At 71.7% G+C, this 21908-nt stretch carries 21 protein-coding genes; 8 read left to right on the top strand and 13 right to left on the bottom strand.

The genetic code is table 11. From position 1 onward, the window contains the following. Positions 1-67: 67 nt before the first annotated feature. From ACIPTO_RS40250 to ACIPTO_RS40240, 3 genes are all read right to left on the bottom strand, one after another. Entirely contained in the window at positions 68-1174 is a 1107-nt protein-coding gene (locus ACIPTO_RS40250; protein ID WP_366325415.1) for a HAMP domain-containing sensor histidine kinase, read from the bottom strand. Further along, entirely contained in the window at positions 1171-1911 is a 741-nt protein-coding gene (locus ACIPTO_RS40245; protein WP_033282112.1) for a response regulator transcription factor, read from the bottom strand. Before ACIPTO_RS40245 ends, ACIPTO_RS40250 begins: the two co-directional genes overlap by 4 nt. Before the next feature lie 113 nt (positions 1912-2024). Next, positions 2025-2729, bottom strand: coding sequence for a spermidine synthase (locus ACIPTO_RS40240; RefSeq protein WP_401200279.1), 705 nt, complete (start codon positions 2727-2729; stop codon positions 2025-2027). A gap of 195 nt (positions 2730-2924) precedes the next feature. On the opposite strand from ACIPTO_RS40240, the gene ACIPTO_RS40235 reads away from it, so the two are divergent. Then, complete coding sequence (locus ACIPTO_RS40235) at positions 2925-3887, top strand: rhomboid-like protein (protein ID WP_401200277.1); 963 nt, start codon at positions 2925-2927, stop codon at positions 3885-3887. A 117-nt stretch (positions 3888-4004) separates the two neighbouring features. Here the strand turns inward: ACIPTO_RS40235 and ACIPTO_RS40230 are convergent, their stop codons facing one another. Continuing rightward, positions 4005-4304: a hypothetical protein gene (locus ACIPTO_RS40230; protein ID WP_401200274.1), complete on the bottom strand. Its 300-nt coding sequence runs from the start codon at positions 4302-4304 to the stop codon at positions 4005-4007. 44 nt (positions 4305-4348) lie between these two features. Then, positions 4349-4774, bottom strand: a complete 426-nt coding sequence (locus ACIPTO_RS40225) for a DUF4259 domain-containing protein (protein ID WP_401200271.1) — start codon at positions 4772-4774, stop codon at positions 4349-4351. 413 nt (positions 4775-5187) lie between these two features. Here ACIPTO_RS40225 and lon point away from each other — a divergent pair, with 413 nt between their 5' ends. Together lon and ACIPTO_RS40215 are read left to right on the top strand one after the other, a co-directional pair. After that, complete coding sequence (gene lon, locus ACIPTO_RS40220; protein WP_401200268.1) at positions 5188-7605, top strand: endopeptidase La; 2418 nt, start codon at positions 5188-5190, stop codon at positions 7603-7605. 246 nt (positions 7606-7851) lie between these two features. After that, the gene (locus ACIPTO_RS40215; protein ID WP_401200265.1) at positions 7852-8397 is read left to right on the top strand and encodes a MarR family winged helix-turn-helix transcriptional regulator; all 546 of its coding nucleotides are present in this window, start codon (positions 7852-7854) and stop codon (positions 8395-8397) included. 25 nt (positions 8398-8422) lie between these two features. Here ACIPTO_RS40215 and ACIPTO_RS40210 read toward each other — a convergent pair whose 3' ends face one another. Further along, positions 8423-9211 (bottom strand): protein phosphatase 2C domain-containing protein, encoded by a 789-nt coding sequence (locus ACIPTO_RS40210; RefSeq protein WP_366325401.1) that lies wholly within the window; start codon positions 9209-9211, stop codon positions 8423-8425. Positions 9212-9564: 353 nt separating this feature from the next. On the opposite strand from ACIPTO_RS40210, the gene ACIPTO_RS40205 reads away from it, so the two are divergent. Genes ACIPTO_RS40205 through ACIPTO_RS40185 form a run of 5 tightly spaced genes read left to right on the top strand, consistent with a single transcriptional unit; the run spans position 9565 to position 15093 of the window. Next, positions 9565-12264 (top strand): nitrate- and nitrite sensing domain-containing protein, encoded by a 2700-nt coding sequence (locus tag ACIPTO_RS40205; protein ID WP_401200262.1) that lies wholly within the window; start codon positions 9565-9567, stop codon positions 12262-12264. Beyond that, positions 12261-12764, top strand: a complete 504-nt coding sequence (locus ACIPTO_RS40200) for a roadblock/LC7 domain-containing protein (RefSeq protein ID WP_352180641.1) — start codon at positions 12261-12263, stop codon at positions 12762-12764. The genes ACIPTO_RS40205 and ACIPTO_RS40200 overlap by 4 nt, the downstream gene beginning before the upstream one ends. Next, a complete protein-coding gene (locus ACIPTO_RS40195; RefSeq protein WP_366325397.1) occupies positions 12761-13171 on the top strand; it encodes a DUF742 domain-containing protein in 411 nt (136 codons plus the stop codon). Before ACIPTO_RS40200 ends, ACIPTO_RS40195 begins: the two co-directional genes overlap by 4 nt. Next, positions 13152-13814, top strand: coding sequence for an ATP/GTP-binding protein (locus ACIPTO_RS40190; RefSeq protein WP_366325395.1), 663 nt, complete (start codon positions 13152-13154; stop codon positions 13812-13814). Before ACIPTO_RS40195 ends, ACIPTO_RS40190 begins: the two co-directional genes overlap by 20 nt. Positions 13815-13839: 25 nt before the next feature. Continuing rightward, a complete protein-coding gene (locus ACIPTO_RS40185) occupies positions 13840-15093 on the top strand; it encodes a styrene monooxygenase/indole monooxygenase family protein (RefSeq protein WP_401200258.1) in 1254 nt (417 codons plus the stop codon). Between the two features lie 30 nt (positions 15094-15123). Here the strand turns inward: ACIPTO_RS40185 and ACIPTO_RS40180 are convergent, their stop codons facing one another. The 7 genes from ACIPTO_RS40180 to ACIPTO_RS40150 form a co-directional block, all read right to left on the bottom strand. Further along, positions 15124-16215: an NlpC/P60 family protein gene (locus tag ACIPTO_RS40180; RefSeq protein ID WP_366325391.1), complete on the bottom strand. Its 1092-nt coding sequence runs from the start codon at positions 16213-16215 to the stop codon at positions 15124-15126. A gap of 103 nt (positions 16216-16318) precedes the next feature. Next, complete coding sequence (locus ACIPTO_RS40175) at positions 16319-16636, bottom strand: hypothetical protein (protein ID WP_366325389.1); 318 nt, start codon at positions 16634-16636, stop codon at positions 16319-16321. Between the two features lie 10 nt (positions 16637-16646). Then, positions 16647-17294 carry a TetR/AcrR family transcriptional regulator gene (locus ACIPTO_RS40170; RefSeq protein WP_401200254.1) on the bottom strand — a complete coding sequence of 216 codons (648 nt, stop codon included), beginning with the start codon at positions 17292-17294 and terminating at the stop codon, positions 16647-16649. A 70-nt stretch (positions 17295-17364) separates the two neighbouring features. Further along, positions 17365-18303, bottom strand: coding sequence for a diiron oxygenase (locus ACIPTO_RS40165; RefSeq protein ID WP_366325386.1), 939 nt, complete (start codon positions 18301-18303; stop codon positions 17365-17367). 119 nt (positions 18304-18422) lie between these two features. Next, positions 18423-19880, bottom strand: coding sequence for a penicillin-binding transpeptidase domain-containing protein (locus ACIPTO_RS40160; RefSeq protein WP_401200337.1), 1458 nt, complete (start codon positions 19878-19880; stop codon positions 18423-18425). A gap of 8 nt (positions 19881-19888) precedes the next feature. Continuing rightward, a complete protein-coding gene (locus ACIPTO_RS40155; protein ID WP_401200251.1) occupies positions 19889-21247 on the bottom strand; it encodes an FtsW/RodA/SpoVE family cell cycle protein in 1359 nt (452 codons plus the stop codon). A gap of 61 nt (positions 21248-21308) precedes the next feature. Next, on the bottom strand, positions 21309-21758 hold the full coding sequence (locus tag ACIPTO_RS40150) for an SH3 domain-containing protein (RefSeq protein ID WP_366325382.1): 450 nt from the start codon (positions 21756-21758) through the stop codon (positions 21309-21311). Between the last annotated feature and the right edge of the window lie 150 nt (positions 21759-21908).

Here is a 21908-nt window from a genome sequence, read left to right as displayed (position 1 = left end):
TGCCTGATCACACGTGTCCGTCAGCGCGGACCGTCGTGGATCTTGGGGCTCCGGTTCGAACTTTACGTCAACTTGGCACGGATGACAGTCCCGGGAGGGTGACGATGATCCGGCAACCGCGGTCGGATTCGGCCACACCGATCCGGCCGCCGTGCAGATCCACCGCCCAGCGGGCGATCGCCAGGCCGAGGCCCGTACCGCCGTCGCTGCCGGGTCCGTGGGGCGAGCTCACCGCTCCCCGGTTGAACCGCTCGAAGATGTGCGCCCACTCCGACTTCGGGATGCCCGGCCCCTCGTCCAGGACCTCCAGCTCCAGCGACTCCGGCAGCGACCCGCGCCGCGCCTTGACCGTCACCCGGCCGTGCGCGGGGCTGTGCTTGACCGCGTTGTCGATGAGGTTGGCGACGACCTGGTGGATCCGCTCCGGGTCCGCGAGCGCGGTCAGCTCCGGCGGGGACACGTCCAGGTGCAGATGGACGTCCGTGCGCGTGTGACTCCCCGAGCCCGACGCGATGCCCCCGCGCGCCGAGGCGACCATGTTGGCCTCCTTGAGCACGCCGGAGAGATACGGCCACACCTCGAACCGGCGGGTCTTCAGCGGTACGACCCCGTTGTCCAGCCGGGAGAGGTCCAGCAGCGTCTCCACCAGCCGCCCGAGCCGCTCCGTCTGCTTCAGCGCCGTCCGCATGGTCTCCGGATCGGCCGCCGAGACGCCGTCGACGACGTTCTCCAGGACGGCGCGCAGGCCCGCGATGGGGGTGCGCAGCTCGTGCGAGACGTTCGCGACGAGTTCCTTGCGCTGGCGCTCCTGCGCCTCCAGCTCGTCGGCCATGACGTTGATCGTCCCGGCCAGGTCGCCCAGTTCGTCGCGGCGGTTCTCCCGCACCCGGCGGGTGTAGTCACCGTGCGAGATGGACCGGGCCACCGTGTTCATCTCGTCCAGCGGCGCGGTGAGCGAATGGGCCACGAACTGCGTTATCAGCAGTGTGGCGATCATCGAGAAGACCGTGATGAAGCGCAGCTCCGTCGCCGTGCGCATGGCGATCATCATCAGACCGGTGGTGATGAGCACCGCGATGACGACCAGCGCGCCCAGCTTGGTCTTGATCGAGAACGGGCGTACGCCGCCCCAGGGCTCCCCGGGGCTCCTCCGTGACGTCGGCCCTCCGCTCATGGCGTCGGTGTCTCCAGCGCGTAGCCCACGCCGTGCACCGTGCGGATCCGCTCGGCGCCGATCTTCCGGCGCAGCGCCTTGATGTGGCTGTCGACCGTGCGGGTGCCGGAGGCGTCCGCCCAGTCCCACACCTCGGCGAGCAGCTGCTCGCGCGAGAGCACGGCACGCGGGGTGTTCGCCAGGCAGACCAGCAGGTCGAACTCGGTGGGCGTGAGGTGGACGTCCTCACTGCGCACCCTGACCCGGCGCTGCGCGTGGTCGATCTCCAGCTCGCCCAGGCGCAGGATGCCCGAGCGCGGGGTGGACGCGGCCACCACGGCGCGCTCCACGCGGCGCAGCAGGACGTGCACCCGCGCGGCCAGCTCCCGCATCGAGAACGGCTTGGTCATGTAGTCGTCGGCGCCGACCCCGAGCCCGACCAGCATGTCGGTCTCGTCGTCGCGCGCGGTGAGCATCAGCACCGGCACCGGACGGGCGGCCTGCACACGGCGGCAGACCTCCAGTCCGTCGAAGCCGGGCAGCATGATGTCGAGGATCAGCAGATCGGGCTGCCAGGCCTCGGCGGTGTCGACGGCCGAAGGCCCGTCGCCCGCGGTCTGCACGAGGAATCCCTCGGCGCGCAGACGGGCCGCGATGGCGTCGACGATCGTCGGGTCGTCCTCGACCACCAGCACCCGGCGCTGCGCGCCCGGCGTGGCCGTGGCCGTGCCGTTGTGGGAGGTGTGTGTCTGCTCCATCGCCCGCCCCTGAAGTGTGCTTTCCGGAACCAGTGGGGTGATCCCATGACTGCGCTTGACGCTTGAATGATCGGCGTCAGGGAAGCAGAGTACGGGGAGTCACCGCGCCTTTGCTATCCAGGTCGGACGGCGAGGTGCACGACGTCGGGAACTCCTCGGGCAACGGGGATCTCTTCGGTACGCACCTGTTGGAACCCGGCATTCCATAAGGTTCGTTCAAATTCCGGAGAGGGTTGTGCGGACCATACCGCGAGTACCCCGCCCGGTCTCAACACCCTTGCGCAGCTTGCCAGTCCGGCCGCCGAGTAGAGGCTGTCGTTGCCCTCGGTGACGGTCCAGCCGGGGCCGTTGTCGATGTCGAGGCAGAGCGCGTCGAAAGTGGCGCACGTCTCATTGACGAAAGCGACAAGATCCGTTTCCACAATGGCCGTGCGCGGATCGGCGAAAGCGGACGCGGAGAGCGCGGACAACGGGCCCGAGCGGTGCCATTCGACGATCGCCGACTCCCGCTCCACGACGGTGATCCGGCCCCACCGCGGGTCCGCGGCGGCGTGCGCGAGCGAGAACCCGACGCCGAGGCCGCCGATCAGTACATGAGGTGCGGGGCGGGAGTCGAGGGCGTCGCGGGCCGCGTCGATCAGCAGCCGCTCCGAGCGCCCGTCCGAAGTGTCCATCAGGAAGCACCCGTTGGCGATGATCTGGAGCAACTCCCCGTGCCGGCGCAGCACCACCTCGCCGTAGGGACCCTCGCGCCGGTCCAGGACGACGGGCTGGACGGGGGAGTCGTGCCCCGATGCGGTGCCGTACGCGGTGGTCATACGAACCATCCTGGCAGTTTCACCGGATCGGGCAGCCGAATTAACCCACGGCGGGCACTTTCCGGGGCAAAGTACCGGCGGACGCGGTGGAAGGCTTACAGGTTGCTGTGAATCGGCCCTCGCGTGGCGTCGGTCATAGACAGCGGCAGGTGGGACGACGAAGGCTGGGGGCCGAACCAGAAGGAGCGCCTCACCGTGGAACGGATCGCGACGGCCGACACCCAGGCCTCCGCCACGCCTCCGGGCGGATCTCCGGCCGCCGCCTCCGGGTCGGCCTCGCCGCTGGATTCCGGGTTGCTGGACGCGATGCCGAGACAGCGGGAAGCGCTGGACGCCGCAGGGGAGTCGGGGTTCGCCGCGCCGGCCCCGGCGACCGCGCTTGCCGCGGGCCCGGCGGCGGTGTCGGCCGCCGCGTCGACCCCGGCCGTCCCCGCCGAGTACGTGCCGAGGATCGCCCCCGCCCTCACCGCACTGCGCGCCGTCCGCCCCTGGCGACTGCTCCCGACGCCCACCGGCACACCGTTCACCTTCTGTTACGGCGTGCTGCTCGTCGTCACCTCGCTGATCGCGCGGTACGCGGGACCCACGCTCGTCGGCCAGTTGCACCAGGCGTCCAGCACGGACGTCACCCACCTGCTCCGCGACCCGTTCCTCGTGCTGGTCGCGAGCGCGCTGTGGATCGTGGGCGGGATGGTGTCGCCGTACGCGTTCCTCTTCCTGCTGGTGCTGACCGCGCTGGAGCGGCGGATCGGCGGGGCACGGACCGCCGGGGTGTTCCTCTTCGGCCACATCGTCGCCACGCTCGCGACCGAGGGGACCGTGGGAGTCGCGGTGCTGGCGGGCCACCTCCCGGCCAGCTCCTTGCACCGGCTCGACTACGGCATCAGCTTCGGCGTCGCCACGAGCATAGGAGCCCTCGCCGGCCTCCTCCGTCCCTGGCTGGGCCTCCCGATGGTCGCCCTCTTCGGCTGGACCCTGATCCAGGCCCTCCTCGACTTCACCGACCCCATGACGAACTGGGGCCACCTGATCTCCCTGACGATAGGCGTCGCCGCCTGGCCGCTGATACGCCGCTGGGCCCGGGCGGCACGGCCGGCACGGGCCGCGAACACGGCACGGCCGGCCGGGGCCCCGCGGGTCGAGGCCGCGGAGGCCTGACGGGCTCGCGCGTCGGCGTCACGTGCCGGTGACGCGGTCGCGGAACTCCTGGAAGGCGTGCCAGGCCGAGGGGCCTCCCGGGGTGATCAGCTCTCCCGAGGCGCAGTCGAGCACCTTTCAGTCGAGGGCGCCCGCGAGGCGGAAGACGGAGGTGAGCACGTCGTCGCCGGAGCCGCGGACGTGCAGCATCACCGAGTCCACGGGGTCGTCCGAGCCGATGCCGAGTTCGATGGACCAGGTGGGTCCGGCGAGGTCGCCCCAGGTGGGGTCCGAGAGGTCGGTCGCGGGCTCGGCCCGGCCGATGGCGGCGAGGACCTCGTGCCGTCGACCGAGGGGGCGCGGGGAGTGGTCGGCGGGTATGTCCTGCGCCGAGGCGATGTCGTCGGGCAGGTCGAGGAGGAGAACGTCCCAGCTCATGCGGGCCTTCCAGGTCGGGAACGGGTGAGCGCGGCGCCGCGGGGTCAGCTCGGGCGGAGTCCCTCCGCCGGCTGCCGGGGCGCGAGTGTGCCGCGGAGCCGGTCGATGCTCGCCCGCCAGGGGTCCTCGTCCGGTTCCTCCCAGAGGTCCAGGAGTGCGGACGGGGCGGTCATGACACGGTCGAGGGCCCGGAGGGCGAGGGCGCGCAGGGCGGTGAGGTCGGGGACGGGTTCGTCCGGCCCGTAGTGGGGGTGGGCGGGTTCGCCGCCGGGGCACTGCGCGGCGACCAGGGCCGCCGCCACGACCGCCTGGTCGGCCGTGTACCCGTCGAGGAATCCGACGGTGTCGGCCGCTCGGGCGAGCGTGTCGCGGACCAGGCCCGGACGCGCGTCCGGCGAGGCGTCGTCGAGGTTGCCGCACCAGTCCGCGGCGGTGTCGTTGTCGAAGGGACCGACATCCCAGGTGCCCATTGCGTCTCTCCTGATCCCGATCGTGATCCTGACGGTCACGGTCACGGTGGCCGCGACGGTGATGGCGTCGCGTCTAGGGATGGTGGCAGGAGCCACTGACATTGGCCCCCGAGGCCGGCCCGCTCCCGATGGCGGCCACCGAGACCGGCCACCGAGGGTGCGCTCCACAGCGACCCCCGAGAGCGGGCACCGAGACCGGACCCCGAGGTTGGCCCCCGGGCGGGCCGCCGACCCCGCCCACCTCCTCGAAGCCCCGCGTTTCCCCGGGAAGCCCCCGCCCCCTTTCCGTGTTGACCTGCGCAGAGCCCCGGGCGCGCTGCCTGATCGCTCACGGCGAACAACCGCTGGGGAACAATCGAAGTCGCCCAAGCATTGAGTCGGCATAGCTCAACTTGACTGCCTAAGGGGAGATCATGGCTTCGACGTCCACACCGCTCACCCTGCCCGTGCTGCCGCTCGACGACGAGGTCGTGCTGCCCGGAATGGTGGTTCCGCTGGACCTGAACGACACCGATGTACGCGCCGCCGTGGAGGCCGCCCAGGCCGCCGCGCGGTCCGAGCCCGGAAAGCCCAAGGTCCTGCTGGTGCCACGCATCGACGGGACCTACGCCGGCACGGGCGTGCTCGGCACCGTGGAGCAGGTCGGCCGACTGGCCGACGGCGACCCGGGTGCGCTGATCCGCGGCCGCAGCCGCGTGAAGATCGGGGCCGGTACCACCGGTCCCGGTGCCGCGCTCTGGGTCGAGGGCACCGCGCTCGACGAGAGCCTGCCCGAGCCTCTGCCCGGCTCCGTTTCCGAGCTGGTGAAGGAGTACAAGGCGCTGGCCACCGCCTGGCTGCGCAAGCGTGGGGCCTGGCAGGTCGTCGACCGGGTGCAGGCCATCGACGACGTGTCGACCCTCGCCGACAATTCCGGTTACTCGCCCTTCCTGACCACCGAGCAGAAGATCGAGCTGCTGGAGACCGCCGACCCGGTGGCCCGGCTCAAGCTCGCCACCCAGCACCTCCGCGACCACCTCGCCGAGCAGGATGTCGCCGAGACCATCGCCAAGGACGTGCAGGAAGGCGTCGACAAGCAGCAGCGCGAGTTCCTGCTGCGCCGCCAGCTCGAAGCCGTCCGCAAGGAACTCCGTGAGCTGAACGGCGGCACGAGCGAGGGCGAGGAGTCCGACGACTACCGCGCCCGCGTTGAGGCCGCCGACCTTCCCGAGAAGGTCCGCGAGGCCGCGCTCAAGGAGGTCGAAAAGCTGGAGCGCTCCTCCGACCAGTCGCCCGAGGGGTCGTGGATCCGCACCTGGCTGGACACCGTCCTCGAACTGCCGTGGAACGAGCGGACCCAGGACGAGTACGACATCCAGGGCGCCAAGGCGATCCTCGACGCCGAGCACGCGGGCCTGGAGGACGTGAAGGAGCGCATCACCGAGTACCTGGCCGTGCGCAAGCGCCGTGCCGAGCGGGGCCTGGGTGTCGTCGGCGGTCGGCGCGGCGGTGCCGTGCTCGCCCTCGTCGGTCCGCCCGGCGTCGGCAAGACCTCCCTCGGCGAGTCCGTCGCGCACGCGATGGGGCGCAAGTTCGTCCGTGTCGCACTGGGCGGGGTCCGGGACGAGGCCGAGATCCGCGGACACCGGCGTACGTACGTGGGTGCCCTTCCCGGGCGGGTCGTCCGCGCGATCAAGGAGGCCGGGTCCATGAACCCGGTGGTCCTGCTCGACGAGATCGACAAGGTGGGCTCCGACTACCGGGGCGACCCGGCGGCGGCGCTGCTCGAAGTGCTCGACCCCGCGCAGAACCACACCTTCCGCGACCACTACCTGGAGGTCGAACTCGACCTGAGCGACGTGGTGTTCCTGGCGACGGCCAACGTGCTCGAAGCCATCCCGGAGGCACTGCTCGACCGGATGGAGCTGGTCCGGCTCGACGGCTACACCGAGGACGAGAAGGTCGTCATCGCCCGCGACCACCTGCTCCCGCGCCAGCTGGAGCGGGCCGGGCTCAAGGACGACGAGGTCGTCATCGACGAGAGCGCGCTGCGCAAGCTCGCCGGTGAGTACACCCGGGAGGCGGGCGTCCGCACCCTGGAGCGGTCGGTCGCCCGGTTGCTCCGCAAGATCGCGGCGCAGCACGAACTGGGCGAGCGGAAGCTGCCGTTCACGGTCACCGACGCCGACCTCCGCGGTCTCATCGGACGGCCGCACCACGTGCCCGAGTCCGCCCAGGACCCGGCCGAGCGCCGGACCGCGGTGCCCGGTGTCGCCACCGGGCTGGCGGTCACCGGCGCGGGCGGTGACGTCCTCTACGTCGAGGCGTCGCTGGCCGACCCGGAGACGGGTGCGGCGGGTCTGACCCTGACCGGTCAGCTGGGTGACGTGATGAAGGAGAGCGCGCAGATCGCCCTGTCCTTCCTCCGCTCGCACGGCGCCGAACTGGAGCTGCCCGTGGGCGACCTGAAGGACCGGGGCGTGCACATCCACTTCCCGGCGGGTTCGGTGCCGAAGGACGGCCCGAGCGCGGGTGTCACGATGACGACGGCCCTGGCGTCGCTGCTCAGCGGCCGGCTGGTCCGCACGGACGTGGCGATGACGGGTGAGGTCTCCCTGACCGGTCGGGTCCTCCCGATCGGCGGTGTGAAGCAGAAGCTGCTCGCCGCGCACCAGGCCGGGGTCACCACCGTGATCATCCCGAAGCGCAACGAGCCCGACCTGGACGACGTGCCCGCCGAGGTCCTGGACAAGCTGGACGTCCACGCGGTGACGGACGTCCGCCAGGTCCTGGAGCTGGCGCTGTCGCCGGCGACGAACGGCGCGACGCCGGAGGTTCCGGTGGCGGCGTGACGGACGTCCACCGGTAGGTGAAGGCCCGGGTCCCTCTCAAGGAGGGCCCGGGCCTTCGCCGTACGCCGGCGGGCGGCGGGTGCGGGCGAGGGCGGGAGCAATCGCCTGGTGGGGGAGTCGCGGACCGGGCGGACCGGGCGGGAGGGGGGTCCGGACGCTGCCGTCGGTCCGGCCCTGCGAAATACTGGCGGAGCTGCGGCGATGACGGTGTGTGGCGGAGACGATCACGAGCGGGAAAGCGAACCGATGGGTGCTGACGTGCGCAAGAGCGAGGACAGGGACGGCGACCGGCCTTCCGGAGGCGGTGACCGGCCGGCCGGTGACGGCGGGGTGCTGCCCGCGGGCGGCGACGAGCCCGTCGCGGACCACGAATACCTCTCCCTGGAACGCGAGTTGACGTTCCTGCTGCGCCGGGCCCGGGCCAACCAGGGCGAGATGGCCCGCGAGGTCCACCCCGACCTGGAGTCCGCCGCGTACGGCCTGCTGGTCCGGCTGGAGGAGTACGGCCGGCAGCGGGCCACCGAGCTGGCCGCCTACATCGGCGTCGGCAAGGCCACCATGTCCCGCCAGCTGCGCGCCCTGGAGGAGCTGGGCCTGATCGCCCGCGAGCCCGACCCGGCGGACGGCCGCGCCTGGCTGGTCGACCTCACGGACGAGGGCCGCCGCCGGGTCACCCACGTCCGCGAGGCCCGGCGCGCCCGCTACGTCACCCAGCTCTCCCACTGGGACCGCCGGGAGGTGGCCGAACTGGCCCGCCTGCTGCACGAGTTGAACGGCGTCATGGGCAAGTAGCGCAGAGCGGGGCCGGGCCGGGCGTTCACCACTCGACGTACACGACCGTCGCGTCGTCGTGCGTCTTGCTCCGCCGCAGATGCCTCCGCTCCTCCGCGTCGGCCCGCTCCAGCGCCCGCACCCGGCCGACCAGCTCCGCCGCCCCTTCCTTCCGTACGAGCGCGAAGCAGTCGGCCCAGTCGCCCTCGCCGAACTTCTCCACCCACCGGGTCGCGCCGTCGGTCAGGGCGGCGAGGGCGCGGACCTCGGCGCGGGGGAGCGTTCCGGTCACCGCGCGCTCCGCGACCGAGGGATCGGCGGCGGCGGTGAAGAAGCCGCCCTCCTTGTTGCGGAGCGTGGTGTCGATCACGGCGTCCGTCGCGAGAGCGGAGCGCGGGAGGCGGGACAGCCGGTCGTCGAGCAGGGCGGTCACCTCGCCGGACGGGTTTTCGGCCAGCAGCGCCGAGTCCGAGAGAACCAGGTATTCGATCTCCGCCGGAGACCAGCGGGCCAGGACCACGGTCGCCTGTGGGGTGCGCGGGTGAGAAAGGTCACAGGTGGGGGCGTGGGCCTCGGCTGTTCGGAGGATCGCCCGGGAGAGAATCTCCGCCAGGGTCAGATCCCGGCAGGAAACGGTCAGTTCGGTCAGCGCGCCCCCGAGGCGGGCGGTGTACCAGGGGACCGAATGCAGACAGCCCGTCCCGCCTTTCGGCGGGGTGACCCCGTCCAGGACGACCAGTGAACCGCCCTGCCCCGAGGCTGGCAGGCCGACACTCGCGAAGTCCTCGTTGGGGCGGCCCGGGTCGCCGGGTTCCGACACAAGTTCCGTACGCATTCGGCCAGTCTGCACGACCTCTTCACAGGCTTCGCAAAAACTTGGCAGGTACGGTCGAATGGGTGCGCTCGTGCAGGTCAGACGCCTGTTTTGGGAGGGAATGGATCACTCCGGGAATGCGTGGCGGCGAATCCTGCCAAAGCCCGCCGCTCACGTCCAACCGGCGCCGCGCACGAGCCTCCTGGGCAGGCCGCCGGAACTTGCCCGCCAACTCCCGTCCGGGGTTCACTCCTTCGGGTGGCGGGCCGGACGATGCGCGACCGCTGCCTACCGGCACTGGGAGGGTCGCCGTACCGGAGTGACGGAGCGTCACCCGGGCCCATGGGTATCACGAGTCAGGAATGCGAGCACCGGTGCAGAAAAAGCGGCCGCGGCGCACAGGCAAGCAGACGGCCCCTCAGGGGGGCGCCACCGGTGCCGCCGTGCCCGACCCCGCGGGCAAGGGACGCCGTACCCACGTCCGCAACCGGCTCATCATCGCGGTGGCCGTCGTGGCCGCCGCCATCGCTGCGGCCGGTGCCCCCTCCCTGATCACGGCCTCGGGACAACTGAGCGACTCCCAGGACCTGGTGACCCTCGCCGGGCAGACCCAGGACGCGCTGTCGCTGGCCCACTCCCTCGCCGACGAGCGGGACGAGGTCACCTCCTACATCGCCGCCGGGCGCCCCAAGTCCCAGGCCCCCGCCGAGGACCGCAGCGCCCGCGTCGACCGCCAGGTCGAGGAGCTCCGCGCCGACACCGACATCCCGGCCGCGCTCCGCTCGGACCTCGACGACGTCGCCGCCGTACGCCGCGCCGCGCTCACCGGCAAGAGCAGCGCGCTGCAGGCGCACGACGCGTACTCCGGAGCCATCACCGAACTGCACCGGCTGGCCGAGCAGTTGGCCGAACAGATGCCGCCGCGGGCCGGCTCGGGCGCCTACGCGCTCGCCGAACTCGACGCCGCCGTCCAACAGGCCGCCGCCACCCGCGGGCTGCTCCTCGCCGCCCTGAACGTGCCGTCGACCACCGAGACGGTCATCAGCCCGATCACCGGCCTGCCGGTCACCCAGGCCACCTCCACGAAGGCCCAGACGAAGGAGCGCGACGCCCTCAGCGCCGCCGCCCAGCAGGCCCGGCTGCGCTCCGACGCCGCCCTCGCCGACTTCCGCGGGACCGCCACGAAGGACGCCCTCGCGGGCTACGACTCCACCGTCACCGGGTCCGAGGTCAACTCCGCCGAGAAGTACCTCGCCTCCCTCACCGCCCAGCCCACGCTGTCCGACGACCAGTTGGACACCAGCACGAAGAAGCTCGACGCGGCGCTCTCCGCCCGGGTCGACCTGATGCGCGGCGAGGAGTCCGCGCTCTACGTCGACCGCGGCAAGGACCTCGCCCAGCTCCGCGACGACGACGTCAAGGCGCTGGAACTGCGCGTCGCGATCCTCGGCGCCCTCATGCTGCTCGCCGTGGGCATCGCCACCGCCATGGCCCGCACCCTCACCCGCCCGCTCTCGGTCCTGCGCCGGGGCTCGACGCGGCTGGCCGAGGCCGAGGACCCGGCGGCGGAGGAGCCGATCAGGTTCACCGGCCGCAACGACGAGTTCGCCCAGGTCGTCCGCTCGGTCAACGCCCTGCACGCGCACGCCGCCGCCCTCCACGAGCGCATCGGCACCCTGGAGGCCGACCGCAAGCACCTCGTCGGCCAGCGCCAGAAGATGGCCGACGCCCGCGAGGAGCTCCGCGCCGAAGTCAGCGACTCCGCGGTGCAGTTGGAGCGGCTGCGCACCAGCATCGGCGGTACCTTCGTCAACCTCGCGCTGCGCACGCTGGGCCTGGTCGAGCGCCAACTCGCCGTCATCGAGGGCCTGGAGGAGCGCGAGCAGGACCCCGACCGCCTCTCCACCCTCTTCAAGCTCGACCACTTCGCCACGGTGATGCGCCGCCACAGCGAGAACCTCCTGGTCCTCGCCGGCACCGACCACGTCCAACAGCACGCCGGCCCGGTCCCGTTGGTGGACGTGGTCCGCGCGGCGGTCAGTGAGATCGAGCGCTACGAACGCGTCCGCATCTCGGCGCTCCCTCCGCACGCGCACGTGGCCGGCTACGCGGCCGACGACATCAGCCATCTCCTGGCGGAACTGATGGAGAACGCCGCGTCGTTCTCCCCGCCGGACGCCCCCGTCGAGATCGCCGGCTGGCTCATGGAGAACGGCGAGGTCATGCTCTCCGTGCAGGACGAGGGCATCGGCATGCCCCCCACGCGCATGACCAGCCTCAACGCCCGCCTCACCGCGTTCGACCCGGACTCCCCCTACGACCAGGAGGGCGAGGAGGGCCTCGGCCTCGGCCTGTACGTGGTGGCCCGCCTGGCGCACCGCCACGGCGTCCGCGTCCAGCTCCGCGACCAGAAGCAGGGCGGCATCGCGGCGGTGGTGGTCCTCCCCGGCCCCCTCCTCCCCGCGGCCCCCGCGTCGGCGGTCCCCTCCGCCACCCCGCGTGCCACCGGCGACACCCACTCCTACTCCCTCCCCGGCGCCACCGCGGAGTCCAACTCCAACGTCCTGCACGGCCGTTCGGACCACAAGGACCCCCTGGTCGCCCTGGCGGAACAGGCGGTACGGGAGACGCCGGCGGAACCTTCGGCGGAGACCCCGGCGGAATCTCCGGCGGAGACAACGGCGGAACCTCCGGCGGAGATCCCGGCGGAGTCCCCGGCCGAGATGACGATGGAACTCCTGCTGCCCCTGACGGCGGAGGAGCCGGCGACCGCCGACGCCGTGGAGCACGCACGAGCCGAGGACGAGGACCCGGTCACCGACAAGGGCCTCCCCAAGCGCACCCCCAAGCTCACCCAGCCCGCCCAGGCCCCGCGCCAGCGGACCGGCTCGGTCGACGCCGACGCCCTCCGCCGCAGGCTGGGCGGCTTCCGCGCGGGAGCCTCCGCGGGCTACCGCGACGTAGAAGCGGAGATGGCCGAGCAGACCGGGCAGAACCCGGTCCCGGCACCGCGCAGCACGACCGAACGATCCGAGGAACCCACGGGGGGCACCGTCGAGGAGGCAAGCAGTTGACCGCGCCCAGTACCTTCGGACTGAGCAGTGAAGCCCGCAACCTGCACTGGCTGCTGAGCAACCTCGTCGAGGAGGTGCCCGGCATCCAGTCGGTCGCGGTCGTCTCCTCCGACGGGCTGCTGCTCCTGTCCTCCGACCCGGGACGGAACACGGAGGCCCGGGAGGCCGTGGAGACCAAGCGCTCGGGCCCGCGGGGCTCGGCCGCCGACCTCGCCACGATCGTCTCCGGCATCGGCAGCCTCACCATCGGCGCCGCGAAGCTGATGGACTCCGGCCCGGTGAAGCACACCATGGTGGCGATGGAGGAGGGCAGCCTCTTCGTGATGTCGATCAGCGACGGTTCGCTGCTCGGCGTGCACGGCTCCGCGGACTGCGACATGAGCGTCGTGGCGTACCACATGGCGCTCTTCGTCGGCCGCGCCGGCCACGTCCTGACGCCCGAACTCCGCAGCGAGCTGCGGAAGTCCCTTGAGGACGCGACCACCGGAAGTGCGCGATGAGCCGTACACCCGACAAACTCCCGGTGCGCGGCGGCGAGCGCAAACCCGCCCGGGTCCGCCCCTACTCGCTCACCGGCGGCCGGACCCGGTTCGGCCATGTCCTCCTGGTGGAGACCTTCGTGGCGGCGCTCGAAGCCCCGGAGGAGCGCAGGGAGTTGACGAACGGTTCCCTCAACACCCGGATCATGCCGGAGATGCGGGCCATCGTCGAACTCTGCCGCCGTATGCGCACGGTGGCCGAGATCGCCGCGCTGTTGAAGATGCCGCTCGGTGTGGTCCGCGTGCTCCTGAGCGATCTCGCCGACCAGGGAAAGATCCGTGTGTACGGAACCGGAACCGCTCACGGTACGGGCCGTCCTGACCGCGCTCTGCTGGAAAAGGTGCTGAGTGGACTCCGTCGTCTCTGACGCCGCCGCCTACGGCGTCTCCCCGCTCCTCAACGACGAGAAGCAACTCCTCGACGATGAGGAGCAGTTGCGGCCCTGGCAGCAGGACCGCACCCGTGCGCCCGTCGCCACGAAGATAGTCGTGGCCGGCGGCTTCGGCGTCGGCAAGACCACCATGGTCGGCGCCGTCTCCGAGATCCAGCCCCTCCAGACGGAGGCGCTGATGACCGAGGCCAGCGAGGAGACCGACGACCTCACGGGCACCCCGGACAAGGTGACCACCACGGTCGCCATGGACTACGGCCGTCTCACGCTCGACGACGACCTGGTGCTCTATCTCTTCGGCACGCCGGGGCAGCAGCGGTTCTGGTTCATGTGGGACGACCTGGTGCGCGGCGCGATCGGCGCCGTCGTGCTGGCCGACACCCGCCGCCTCAAGGACTGCTTCCCCGCGCTGGACTACTTCGAGAGCTGCGGGCTGCCGTACGTCGTCGCGGTCAACCACTTCGCGGGCAGCGAGCGGTTCGACCCGGAGGACGTGCGGGAGGCGCTGACGATCCCCGCGCACATACCTGTCATGATCATGGACGCGCGGCAGCGGATTTCGGCCATCGAGACCCTGCTCGCGCTCGTCGCCCACGCGCTGGACGTCACCCCTGAGTAGTCGCGACCAAGGAGCCACCACCCGTATGCGGAAGATACTCGTCGTCGGAGCCGGTCAGTCCGGGCTCCAGCTCGCCCTCGGACTCCAGTCGCACGGGTACGAGGTCACCCTGATGTCCAACCGGACGGCGGACGAGATCCGCTCCGGGCGGGTCATGTCGACGCAGTGCATGTTCACCACGGCACTGCAGCACGAGCGCGATCTCCAGCTGAACTTCTGGGAGTCCCAGGCCCCGAAGATCGAAGGACTCGGCGTCTCGGTCGCCGCCCCCGGTTCGCACGACCCGGGTCCGACGCAGCGGGCGATCGACTGGGTGGGCAGACTCGACGGGTACGCGCAGTCGGTCGACCAGCGGGTCAAGATGGCCGGCTGGATGGAGACGTTCGCCCAGCGCGGCGGCCAACTGGTCATCCACGGCGCGGCCGTCGGCGACCTCGACTACTTCTCCCGTACCTACGACCTCGTGCTGGTGTCGGCGGGCAAGGGCGAGCTGGTCTCGATGTTCGCCCGCGACCCGGAGCGGTCCCCGTACACCGAGCCGCAGCGGGCGCTGGCGGTCTCCTACGTCCACGGTCTGGGCCCGCGCCCGGAGCACCCCGAGTTCGAGGCGGTGCGCTGCAACCTGGTGCCCGGTGTGGGCGAGTTGTTCGTCATGCCGACGCTCACCACGTCGGGGCGCGCGGACATCCTGTTCTGGGAGGGCATACCCGGCGGGCCGGCGGACGCCTTCCACGGCATCAAGGACCCGGCGCGGCACCTCTCCCTGACCCTGGAACTCATGGAGAAGTTCACGCCGTGGGAGTACGAGCGGGCACGGGGCGTCGAACTGACCGACGCGGGCGCGACGTTGGCGGGGCGGTACGCGCCCACCGTCCGCAACCCGGTGGGCCAGCTCCCGGGTGGCGGGCTGGTGCTGGGCGTCGCGGATGTCGTCGTCGCCAATGACCCGATCACCGGGCAGGGCTCCAACTCCGCGTCCAAGTGCGCGGCTTCCTATCTCGCGTCGATCGTCGAGCACGGGGAGAAGGAGTTCGACCGGGACTGGATGACGGCCACGTTCGAGCGGTACTGGGAGACCGCGCGGCACGTCACCAAGTGGACGAACGCGATGCTGTCCCCGCCGCCGGAGCACATCCTCGACCTCATCGGTGCGGCCGGGCAGGTGCAGCCGGTGGCGGATCGGTTCGCCAACGGGTTCGACAACCCCGCGGACTTCGAGAACTTCTTCTACGAGCCGGAGAAGACGGGGGCCTACCTGGCCTCCGTTGCCGGGGCGTAGTCGCCGTCGGGGGTTGCGGGGAGTGGGCGGCTACCGGTTCGTTGCGGCTGGTCGCGCGGTTCCCCGCGCCCCTTTGGAGCGTGCATCCGGGCGGACGGCTCCCAGGATCGGGTAGGTCGCGATCGGGGAGACCTGGATCTTCTCGCCGGTTCTGGGCGCCTGGACCACCTTGCCGTCGCCCAGGTACAGGGCCACGTGGGTCGCCTTGGGGAAGTAGACGACCAGGTCTCCCGGGCGCAGGTGCTTGAGGGGGACTCTGGGCAGGGTGGCCCACTGCTCCTGGCTCGTCCGGGGGATGGGGGTGCCCGCGTGGGCCCAGGCCTGGGAGGTCAGGCCGGAGCAGTCGTAGGTCTTCGGGCCCTCCGCGCCCCACTCGTACGGCTTGCCGATCTGCTGGACGGCGTAGCGCAGGGCGCGGTCCCCGGCCCGGGAGGGTTCGCGGCTGTCGTCGCCCAGGGCGCCCGAAGTGACCAGTTTCCGCTGGGCCTTGTCGACGTCGGTCCTCTCGAAGTCGGCGAGGGCGGTGAGTTGGTCGGGGGTGAGGGCGGTGAGGAGTCTCTCGACGTCGGCCAGGCGCCGGGCGACCTCGTCGCGCTCCTTCTTCTGCCGCGCGGTCAGGGTGAGTTGACCGTCCAGGGCCTTGCGGGCCGCGCGGGCCAGGCCGTCGCTCTTCTTCTCCGTGCCGACCAGCCGGCCGATCGTCTCGGCCCGCTCGCGCGCCAACTGGCCGATGACATGGCCCTCGTCGAGCGCGTGCTGCGGATCGCGGGCGAGCAGGAGGCGGACGTACGGGGAGATGGCGGTGCTGTTCTGGTACTGCTCGCGGGCCAGCCGTCCGGCGGCGCCGCGGCTGTTCTGGAGGGAGAGGCGGGCGCGGGTCAGATCGGAGTCGAGCCGGTCGACCTCGGCGCGCTGCTTCCTCAGCTTCTCCTCGGTGGCGTTGTACGTCTCGGTGGCCTGTTCGGCGTCCTGGTAGAGGGACTGAAGGTCCGTCAGGAGTTCGGCGACGGGGCGCTGTCCGGGTGCCGGGGGTTCGGGCACGGCGGCGGCGGGCAGCGGTGCGAGAACGGCGCCGGCCGCCACCGCCGCCGTGCAGACCAGACGCAGAAGCCTTCCTGACACGTCATCACCTCCGGTGCGCGGCGGGCCGTCCGCCCCGCACCGTGAGCATCAGGCGGGGTCGGCGGGTCCGCGCGCCGGGTGTCCGCGGTTCGGCGTAACCCGGTCACTCGTGGGTGTCGTCCGGCTTGCCGCCCGGCGTGGCGTCCGGCTTGGTCCACGGCCATCTGAGTCCGCCGCCGAGCCTGCCCGTCCCTTCTCCGTCTCCGGTGGAGTAGACGTACTTCCAGCCCCTGGGCAGGCCGAGGCGTTTGCTGTGGGCGCGGGGGACCCGGCGGTAGACGAGGACCGTGGGCGGGCCGCCGGCGTCGTCGGGGACCGGGATGCGGTACGTCTTCGGCGGGGTGCCGGTCGGGCCGAGCAGCACGGGCAGGGACCGCCCGTCCATCGGGCCGCCCTCGAACGGGGTCTCTTCGCTCTTCACGGGACCAGTCTCAGCCATCCGCCGCGAGGTCCTGGACCAGCGCGGCGGTCTGCGGGTCCCGCCGGGCGGTCACCGACAGCACCGCCACGAACTGCTCCACCAGCCAGTCCCGCAACTCGTCGAGCGGCGGTTCCTTGTCCTCGTCGAGCCAGATCAGCGACGCGGCCTCCACGGCCGTGATCCACATCCGTACGGTCATGCGCAGCCGGGGGCCGGGGTCGGCGACCCCGAGATGGCTGAGGATGTGCACGGCGGCGGCCCTGCGGACGCCGTCCACGATGGCCGTCGTACGGGAGGTCTCCACGACGCTGCCGCCCTGGAGCAGGGCGCTGAAACCGGCGTCGTGCTGGTCGACGAAGCCGAGGTAGCGGTCCAGGGCGCGGGCGAGGCGGGCGACGAGGGGACCCTCGCGGGGTTCGTCGAAACACTGCTGGAGCTCGTCGGCGGCGGACCTGAGCGCGGCCTCGTAGAGCTGCTGCTTGCCGCCCGGGAAATACCGGTACACCAGGGGCCGCGAGACCCCGGCCGCCTCCGCCACGTCGTCGAGGGAGACCTCCTCGGGGGCGCGGTGCGCGAAGAGGGTGAGCGAGGCGTCGAGGAGCTGGCTGCGCCGCTCCTCGACGCCCAGTCGACGGTAGGCGGGGGTGGCAGGGGGCATGGGTGCAGGGTAGTCGGGCGGGTGCGGGCGCGTTGTGGCTGGTCGCGCCCGCCTGCCCGGACCCCCGGACTCAGGCCAGCAGGCCCGACGCCTTCCACAGCCGTCGCCCGACACCCCGGAGCACGCCGATGTCGTCCAGGAACTCCGTCAGTTTCCTCGACCCGTTCTGCATGACCTCCCGCCGATGCCCGCTCGCCCGCACCTGGGCGACCGCCTCGTCCCGGTCGAGACCCACGTTCGTGTAGACGTCGGGGTTGACGAAGGCGATGGAGAAGATCCGCGCGAACTCCCCCGAGGTGACCCGGGTGAACTCCTGGGACCAGCGGGGCGCAGTGATCATCTGGCGCCGCAGCTCCTCCCGCGCGTACCGGACGTGACGGGCCTCCTCGACGACGTGGATCCGGGTCACACCGCGCACCAGGGGCTGCACCCGCTCGTCCGGGAACGTCAGCCGCTGCATCCAGTCGAGGACCTCCTCGCCGAGCAGCGTCGCCGTGAACGAACCGGGGGTCGTGGAGATGGTCTTGAACAGCCGCCCCAGGTTCTGGTGGGCCCGGCTCACCGGGTACCAGGGGGTCTCGCCCCGGGATATCAGCCGCGCGAACATCTTCGAGTGCCGGCACTCGTCCTCGATCTCGGTGAGCGCGTACCGCACGTGCGCGCTCGTCGCCGCCTTGTCGTAGATGTGCCGGACGAGCAGCTGCATCAGGATCAGCTCGAACCAGATGCCGAGGGACGCGAGCGCCGCGGCCTCGTGCTGGGAGAGCAGGATGCGCTGCTCCTCGCCCATCCGTTTCCACAGCGGGGTGTCGTACAGGGACACCAGCTCCGGCGGCCAGAACCACTTGCCGTCCTCGAAGGGCGCGTCCCAGTCGAGTTCCTTGTCGGGGTCGAAGGAGTGCCTGGCGGAGGAGGCGAGCAGCCGCTCGGCCACCTGCTCACGGTCCTTGAGCAGGCCGAGCGCGTCGCGCAGCCCGTCGACCGCGTCGGCTTCCGTCAGCGTCGTCATGGTTCTCCCACCTCACGGCTCGCATGTTACCCGGGGTCACACCCCCAGTCTCTTATGAGACTGCTTGTCAGCAAGCTCGTCAATCCCCTGGGCGGGACTTCTTGGCCCGGATCCCCGTCTCACGACCCGAGCACCGCCTCCATCACCGCCTTCGCGATCGGTGCCGCGTCCCCGCCGCCGCTGATGTCCGAGCGGTCCGCCGACGCGTCCTCCACCACCACCGCGACCGCCACCCTCGGCTCGATGTCCCGCTCGCCCTGCGCCCAGGACACGAACCAGGCGTACGGCGTACCGGCGTTGCCGATGCCGTGCTGCGCGGTGCCGGTCTTGCCGCCGACCGTCGCGCCGGGGATCGCCGCGTTCGTGCCGGTCCCCTCGGTGACCACGTCCTCCATGAGTTCCCTCATCCGCACCGCGGTCGCCGGATGCATCGCCTGCCGGACCGGGCGCGACCCGGACGCCGACACCGTCTCGCCGCCGCGCCGGGTCGTCCGCTCCACCAGGTACGGCGCCCGCACCTGCCCGCCGTTCGCGACCGCCGCCGCGACCATCGCCATCTGCAGCGGAGTGGCCCGCGTGTTGTACTGCCCGATCGACGACAGTGCCAACTGGGCCTTGTCCACGGAGGTGTCGAAGGTGCTGGGGGAGACCGAGAAGGGGATCCGCACCCCGGCGTCGTTGAAGCCGAACGCCTCCGCCGTGCTGCTCATGGCCCGTACGCCGACATCCACGCCGAGCTTCGCGAACACCGTGTTGCAGGACCACTCGAAGGCGGACCGCAGCGGCGCGTCCGCACAGCCGTCGCCCTCGTTCGTGAGGGTCGTCGTCGTGCCGGGAAGCGTGTACGGGTCGGGGGACCTGGTCGCCGCGTCCAGGTCCGTCACCACCCCCGCGTCCAGCGCCGCCGCCGCGGTGACCACCTTGAACGTCGAACCCGGCGGATAGGTCTGCCGCACCGCCCGGTTGAGCATCGGCTTGTCCGGGTCCGCGTTCAGGCGGGCCCAACTGCGTTTCGCCGCACGGCCGTTGCCCGACAGGGTGCCGGGGTCGTAGGACGGGGTCGAGACCAGGGCGAGGACGCGGCCGGTCGACGGTTCGATCGCGGCGACCGCGCCGGTGCGGGTGCCGAGTCCGTCGTACGCCGCCTTCTGCGCGGCCTGGTCGAGGGTGGTGACGACGTTGCCGCCCGGGTTCTGGCCGCGCGTGAGGTCGTTCCACAGCGGGAACGGCGAGAGCGCCGAGTCGGTGCCGGAGAGGATGCCGTCCTCGGAGTGCTCCAGGAACGTCGTGCCGTACTCCTGCGAGGCGAAGCCGGTGACCGGGGCGTACAGCGGGCCGTCCCGGTAGGTCCGTTCGTAGCGGAGCTGCTCGCCGGAGTCGCGGGAGCCGGTGACCGGCCTGCCCCCGACGAGGATGCCGCCCCTCGGCTGGTCGTAACGGGCGATCGTGTGGCGGCGGTTGGCGATGTTGTCGTCGTAGGAGCGGGAGCGGACGATCTGGACGCGGGTGGCGTTCACCAGCAGGGCCAGCAGGAGCAGGGCGCAGAAGGCCGCGGCGAGGCGGATGTGGCGGGTCATGGCGTCGGTCACGCGGCCACCTCGATGTCGTACTGACGGCGGGACGAGTCGCTCAGCCGGATCAGCAGGGCCACGATCGCCCAGTTGGTGACGACCGAGGAGCCGCCCTGGGCGAGGAACGGCATCGCCATGCCGGTCAGCGGGATCAGCCCGGTCACCCCGCCCGCGATCACGAACACCTGGAGCGCGACGATCGACGCGAGCCCGACCGCGAGCAGCCGCCCGAACGGGTCGCGCAGCGCCAGGCCCGCCCGGTAACCGCGCTCCACGAGCAGCCCGTAGAGGATGAAGATCGCGGAGAGGCCGGCCAGGCCCAGTTCCTCGCCCGCCGTCGCCAGGATGAAGTCCGACTTCGCGGCGAAGCCGATGAGGATCGAGTGGCCGAGACCCAGGCCCGTGCCGAGCAGGCCGCCGGCCGCGAACGCGAAGAGGGACTGGGCGAGTTGGTTGGGTCCGTGGCCCGCGTCGATCGACGCGAAGGGCTGCAGCCAGTCCTGGACCCGGCTGTGCACATGCGGTTCGAACCGGCCGACGGCGACCGCGCCGAGGGCCGCGAGCAGCAGGCCGACCGCGATCCAGCCGGTGCGGCCGGTGGCGACGTAGAGGAGGGTCACGAACAGGCCGAAGAAGAGGAGGGAGGTGCCCAGGTCGCGTTCCAGGACCAGGACGCCCACGCTCAGCAGCCAGATCGCGACGATCGGGCCCAGCACGCGCCCGGTGGGGAGCTGGAGGCGCCAGACGCGGCGGCCGGCGTAGGCGAGCGCGTTGCGGTTGGCCGCCAGGTACGCGGCGAAGAAGACCGCCAGCAGCACCTTCGCGAACTCGCCCGGCTGGATGGAGAATCCGGCGATCCGGATCCAGATCCGCGCGCCGTTCACGGCCGGGAAGAAGACCGGGAGGGTGAGCAGGGCGAGCGCGGCGGCCACGCAGACGTACGCGTAGCGCTGGAGCACGCGGTGGTCGCGCAGGGCGAGCACCACGACGGTGAAGAGGGTCACGCCCAGGGTGGACCAGACGAGTTGGGTCGGAGCCGCCCGGTCGCCCGGGGTCTCCAGGTCGAGCCGGTAGATGAGGACGAGCCCCAGGCCGTTGAGGAGGACCCCGATCGGCAGCAGGAGCGGGTCGGCGTACGGCGCCCGCAGGCGCACCGCGATGTGCGCGAGGAGGGCGAGCACGCCGAGCCCGGCGCCGTAGCCGGCGGCGCCGGGCGGGACCGTGCCGTATCTGGCGAGACCGACAGCGCAGTAGCCGTACACGGAGAGGAGTACGGCCACGACGATGAGGGTGAGTTCGATGCCACGGCGCCGGGGGACGCGCACAGCGGGTGTGGGAAGGTCCGCCGTGACGGTGGTTCCGGCGTTGGTCATGTCCGGAACTTACCCAAATGGTGCGGGTTGTGTGCCTTGGGTGGTGCGTGTGTCTCGACCGTCAGCACCAGCGGGGCGCGGGACCGATGTTGTCGATGTACCGCGCCGAGCCCCAGGCCCAGGTCCCGTCCGTGAGCAGGTACCAGAGCGGGTTGCCCTGGACGTTCGAGCCGCCGGTCTTGCAGAAGATCGAGACGCGCTCGCCGCGGTAGGCGTACCGGATGATCCTGCTGCCGCGGTCCGGGCGGGAGCGCAGGGCGAGTTGGTCGGCGGTGACGACACCGCGGTACAGCCGCGGGTTGTCGTGGCCGCCCTGGTGGCCGTGGTCCCCGCGGTCGCCGAAGTCGTCGTCGCCGCGCTGGTTCCACCCGCCGTCGTCCTGGCGGCTGACACCCGGGTCTTCGTCACCCCAGTCGCCGTCGGCCACGGCGGGAGTGACGGCCGCGGCGGTGACCAGCGCACCGGCGGCGACCGCTATCCCGAGACGACGCAGGGAGAGGCTGAGGGACATGGGGGTACCTCCAGGAGTGGGGCGAACCTGACTATTCGCCACATTAGGAGGGGGGAGCGGGCGCCCGCGCGTCACACTGGTCCACATGAGCGCGGCCCGCGCGGGCGCGCCCCCAAGGGGCGCGGGGAACTGCGCGCCCAGCCACACACG

The organism is Streptomyces sp. NPDC090083 (assembly GCF_044747445.1).
GTDB lineage: Bacteria > Actinomycetota > Actinomycetes > Streptomycetales > Streptomycetaceae > Streptomyces.
Note: the sequence above shows the minus strand (reverse complement) of the source record. Positions and strands in the feature narration are given on the sequence as shown.

Excerpts from the sequence above, each read along its gene's own strand:
- ACIPTO_RS40230 (WP_401200274.1), bottom strand. The coding sequence starts at position 4,304 with ATGAGCTGGGACGTTCTCCTCCTCGACCTGCCCGACGACATCGCCTCG.
- ACIPTO_RS40250 (WP_366325415.1), bottom strand. The coding sequence starts at position 1,174 with ATGAGCGGAGGGCCGACGTCACGGAGGAGCCCCGGGGAGCCCTGGGGC.
- lon (WP_401200268.1), top strand. The coding sequence starts at position 5,188 with ATGGCTTCGACGTCCACACCGCTCACCCTGCCCGTGCTGCCGCTCGAC.
- ACIPTO_RS40155 (WP_401200251.1), bottom strand. The coding sequence starts at position 21,247 with ATGACCAACGCCGGAACCACCGTCACGGCGGACCTTCCCACACCCGCT.
- ACIPTO_RS40240 (WP_401200279.1), bottom strand. The coding sequence starts at position 2,729 with ATGACCACCGCGTACGGCACCGCATCGGGGCACGACTCCCCCGTCCAG.
- ACIPTO_RS40210 (WP_366325401.1), bottom strand. The coding sequence starts at position 9,211 with ATGCGTACGGAACTTGTGTCGGAACCCGGCGACCCGGGCCGCCCCAAC.
- ACIPTO_RS40165 (WP_366325386.1), bottom strand. The coding sequence starts at position 18,303 with ATGACGACGCTGACGGAAGCCGACGCGGTCGACGGGCTGCGCGACGCG.
- ACIPTO_RS40225 (WP_401200271.1), bottom strand. The coding sequence starts at position 4,774 with ATGGGCACCTGGGATGTCGGTCCCTTCGACAACGACACCGCCGCGGAC.
- ACIPTO_RS40245 (WP_033282112.1), bottom strand. The coding sequence starts at position 1,911 with ATGGAGCAGACACACACCTCCCACAACGGCACGGCCACGGCCACGCCG.
- ACIPTO_RS40185 (WP_401200258.1), top strand. The coding sequence starts at position 13,840 with ATGCGGAAGATACTCGTCGTCGGAGCCGGTCAGTCCGGGCTCCAGCTC.
- ACIPTO_RS40195 (WP_366325397.1), top strand. The coding sequence starts at position 12,761 with ATGAGCCGTACACCCGACAAACTCCCGGTGCGCGGCGGCGAGCGCAAA.
- ACIPTO_RS40150 (WP_366325382.1), bottom strand. The coding sequence starts at position 21,758 with ATGTCCCTCAGCCTCTCCCTGCGTCGTCTCGGGATAGCGGTCGCCGCC.
- ACIPTO_RS40160 (WP_401200337.1), bottom strand. The coding sequence starts at position 19,880 with ATGACCCGCCACATCCGCCTCGCCGCGGCCTTCTGCGCCCTGCTCCTG.
- ACIPTO_RS40170 (WP_401200254.1), bottom strand. The coding sequence starts at position 17,294 with ATGCCCCCTGCCACCCCCGCCTACCGTCGACTGGGCGTCGAGGAGCGG.
- ACIPTO_RS40215 (WP_401200265.1), top strand. The coding sequence starts at position 7,852 with ATGGGTGCTGACGTGCGCAAGAGCGAGGACAGGGACGGCGACCGGCCT.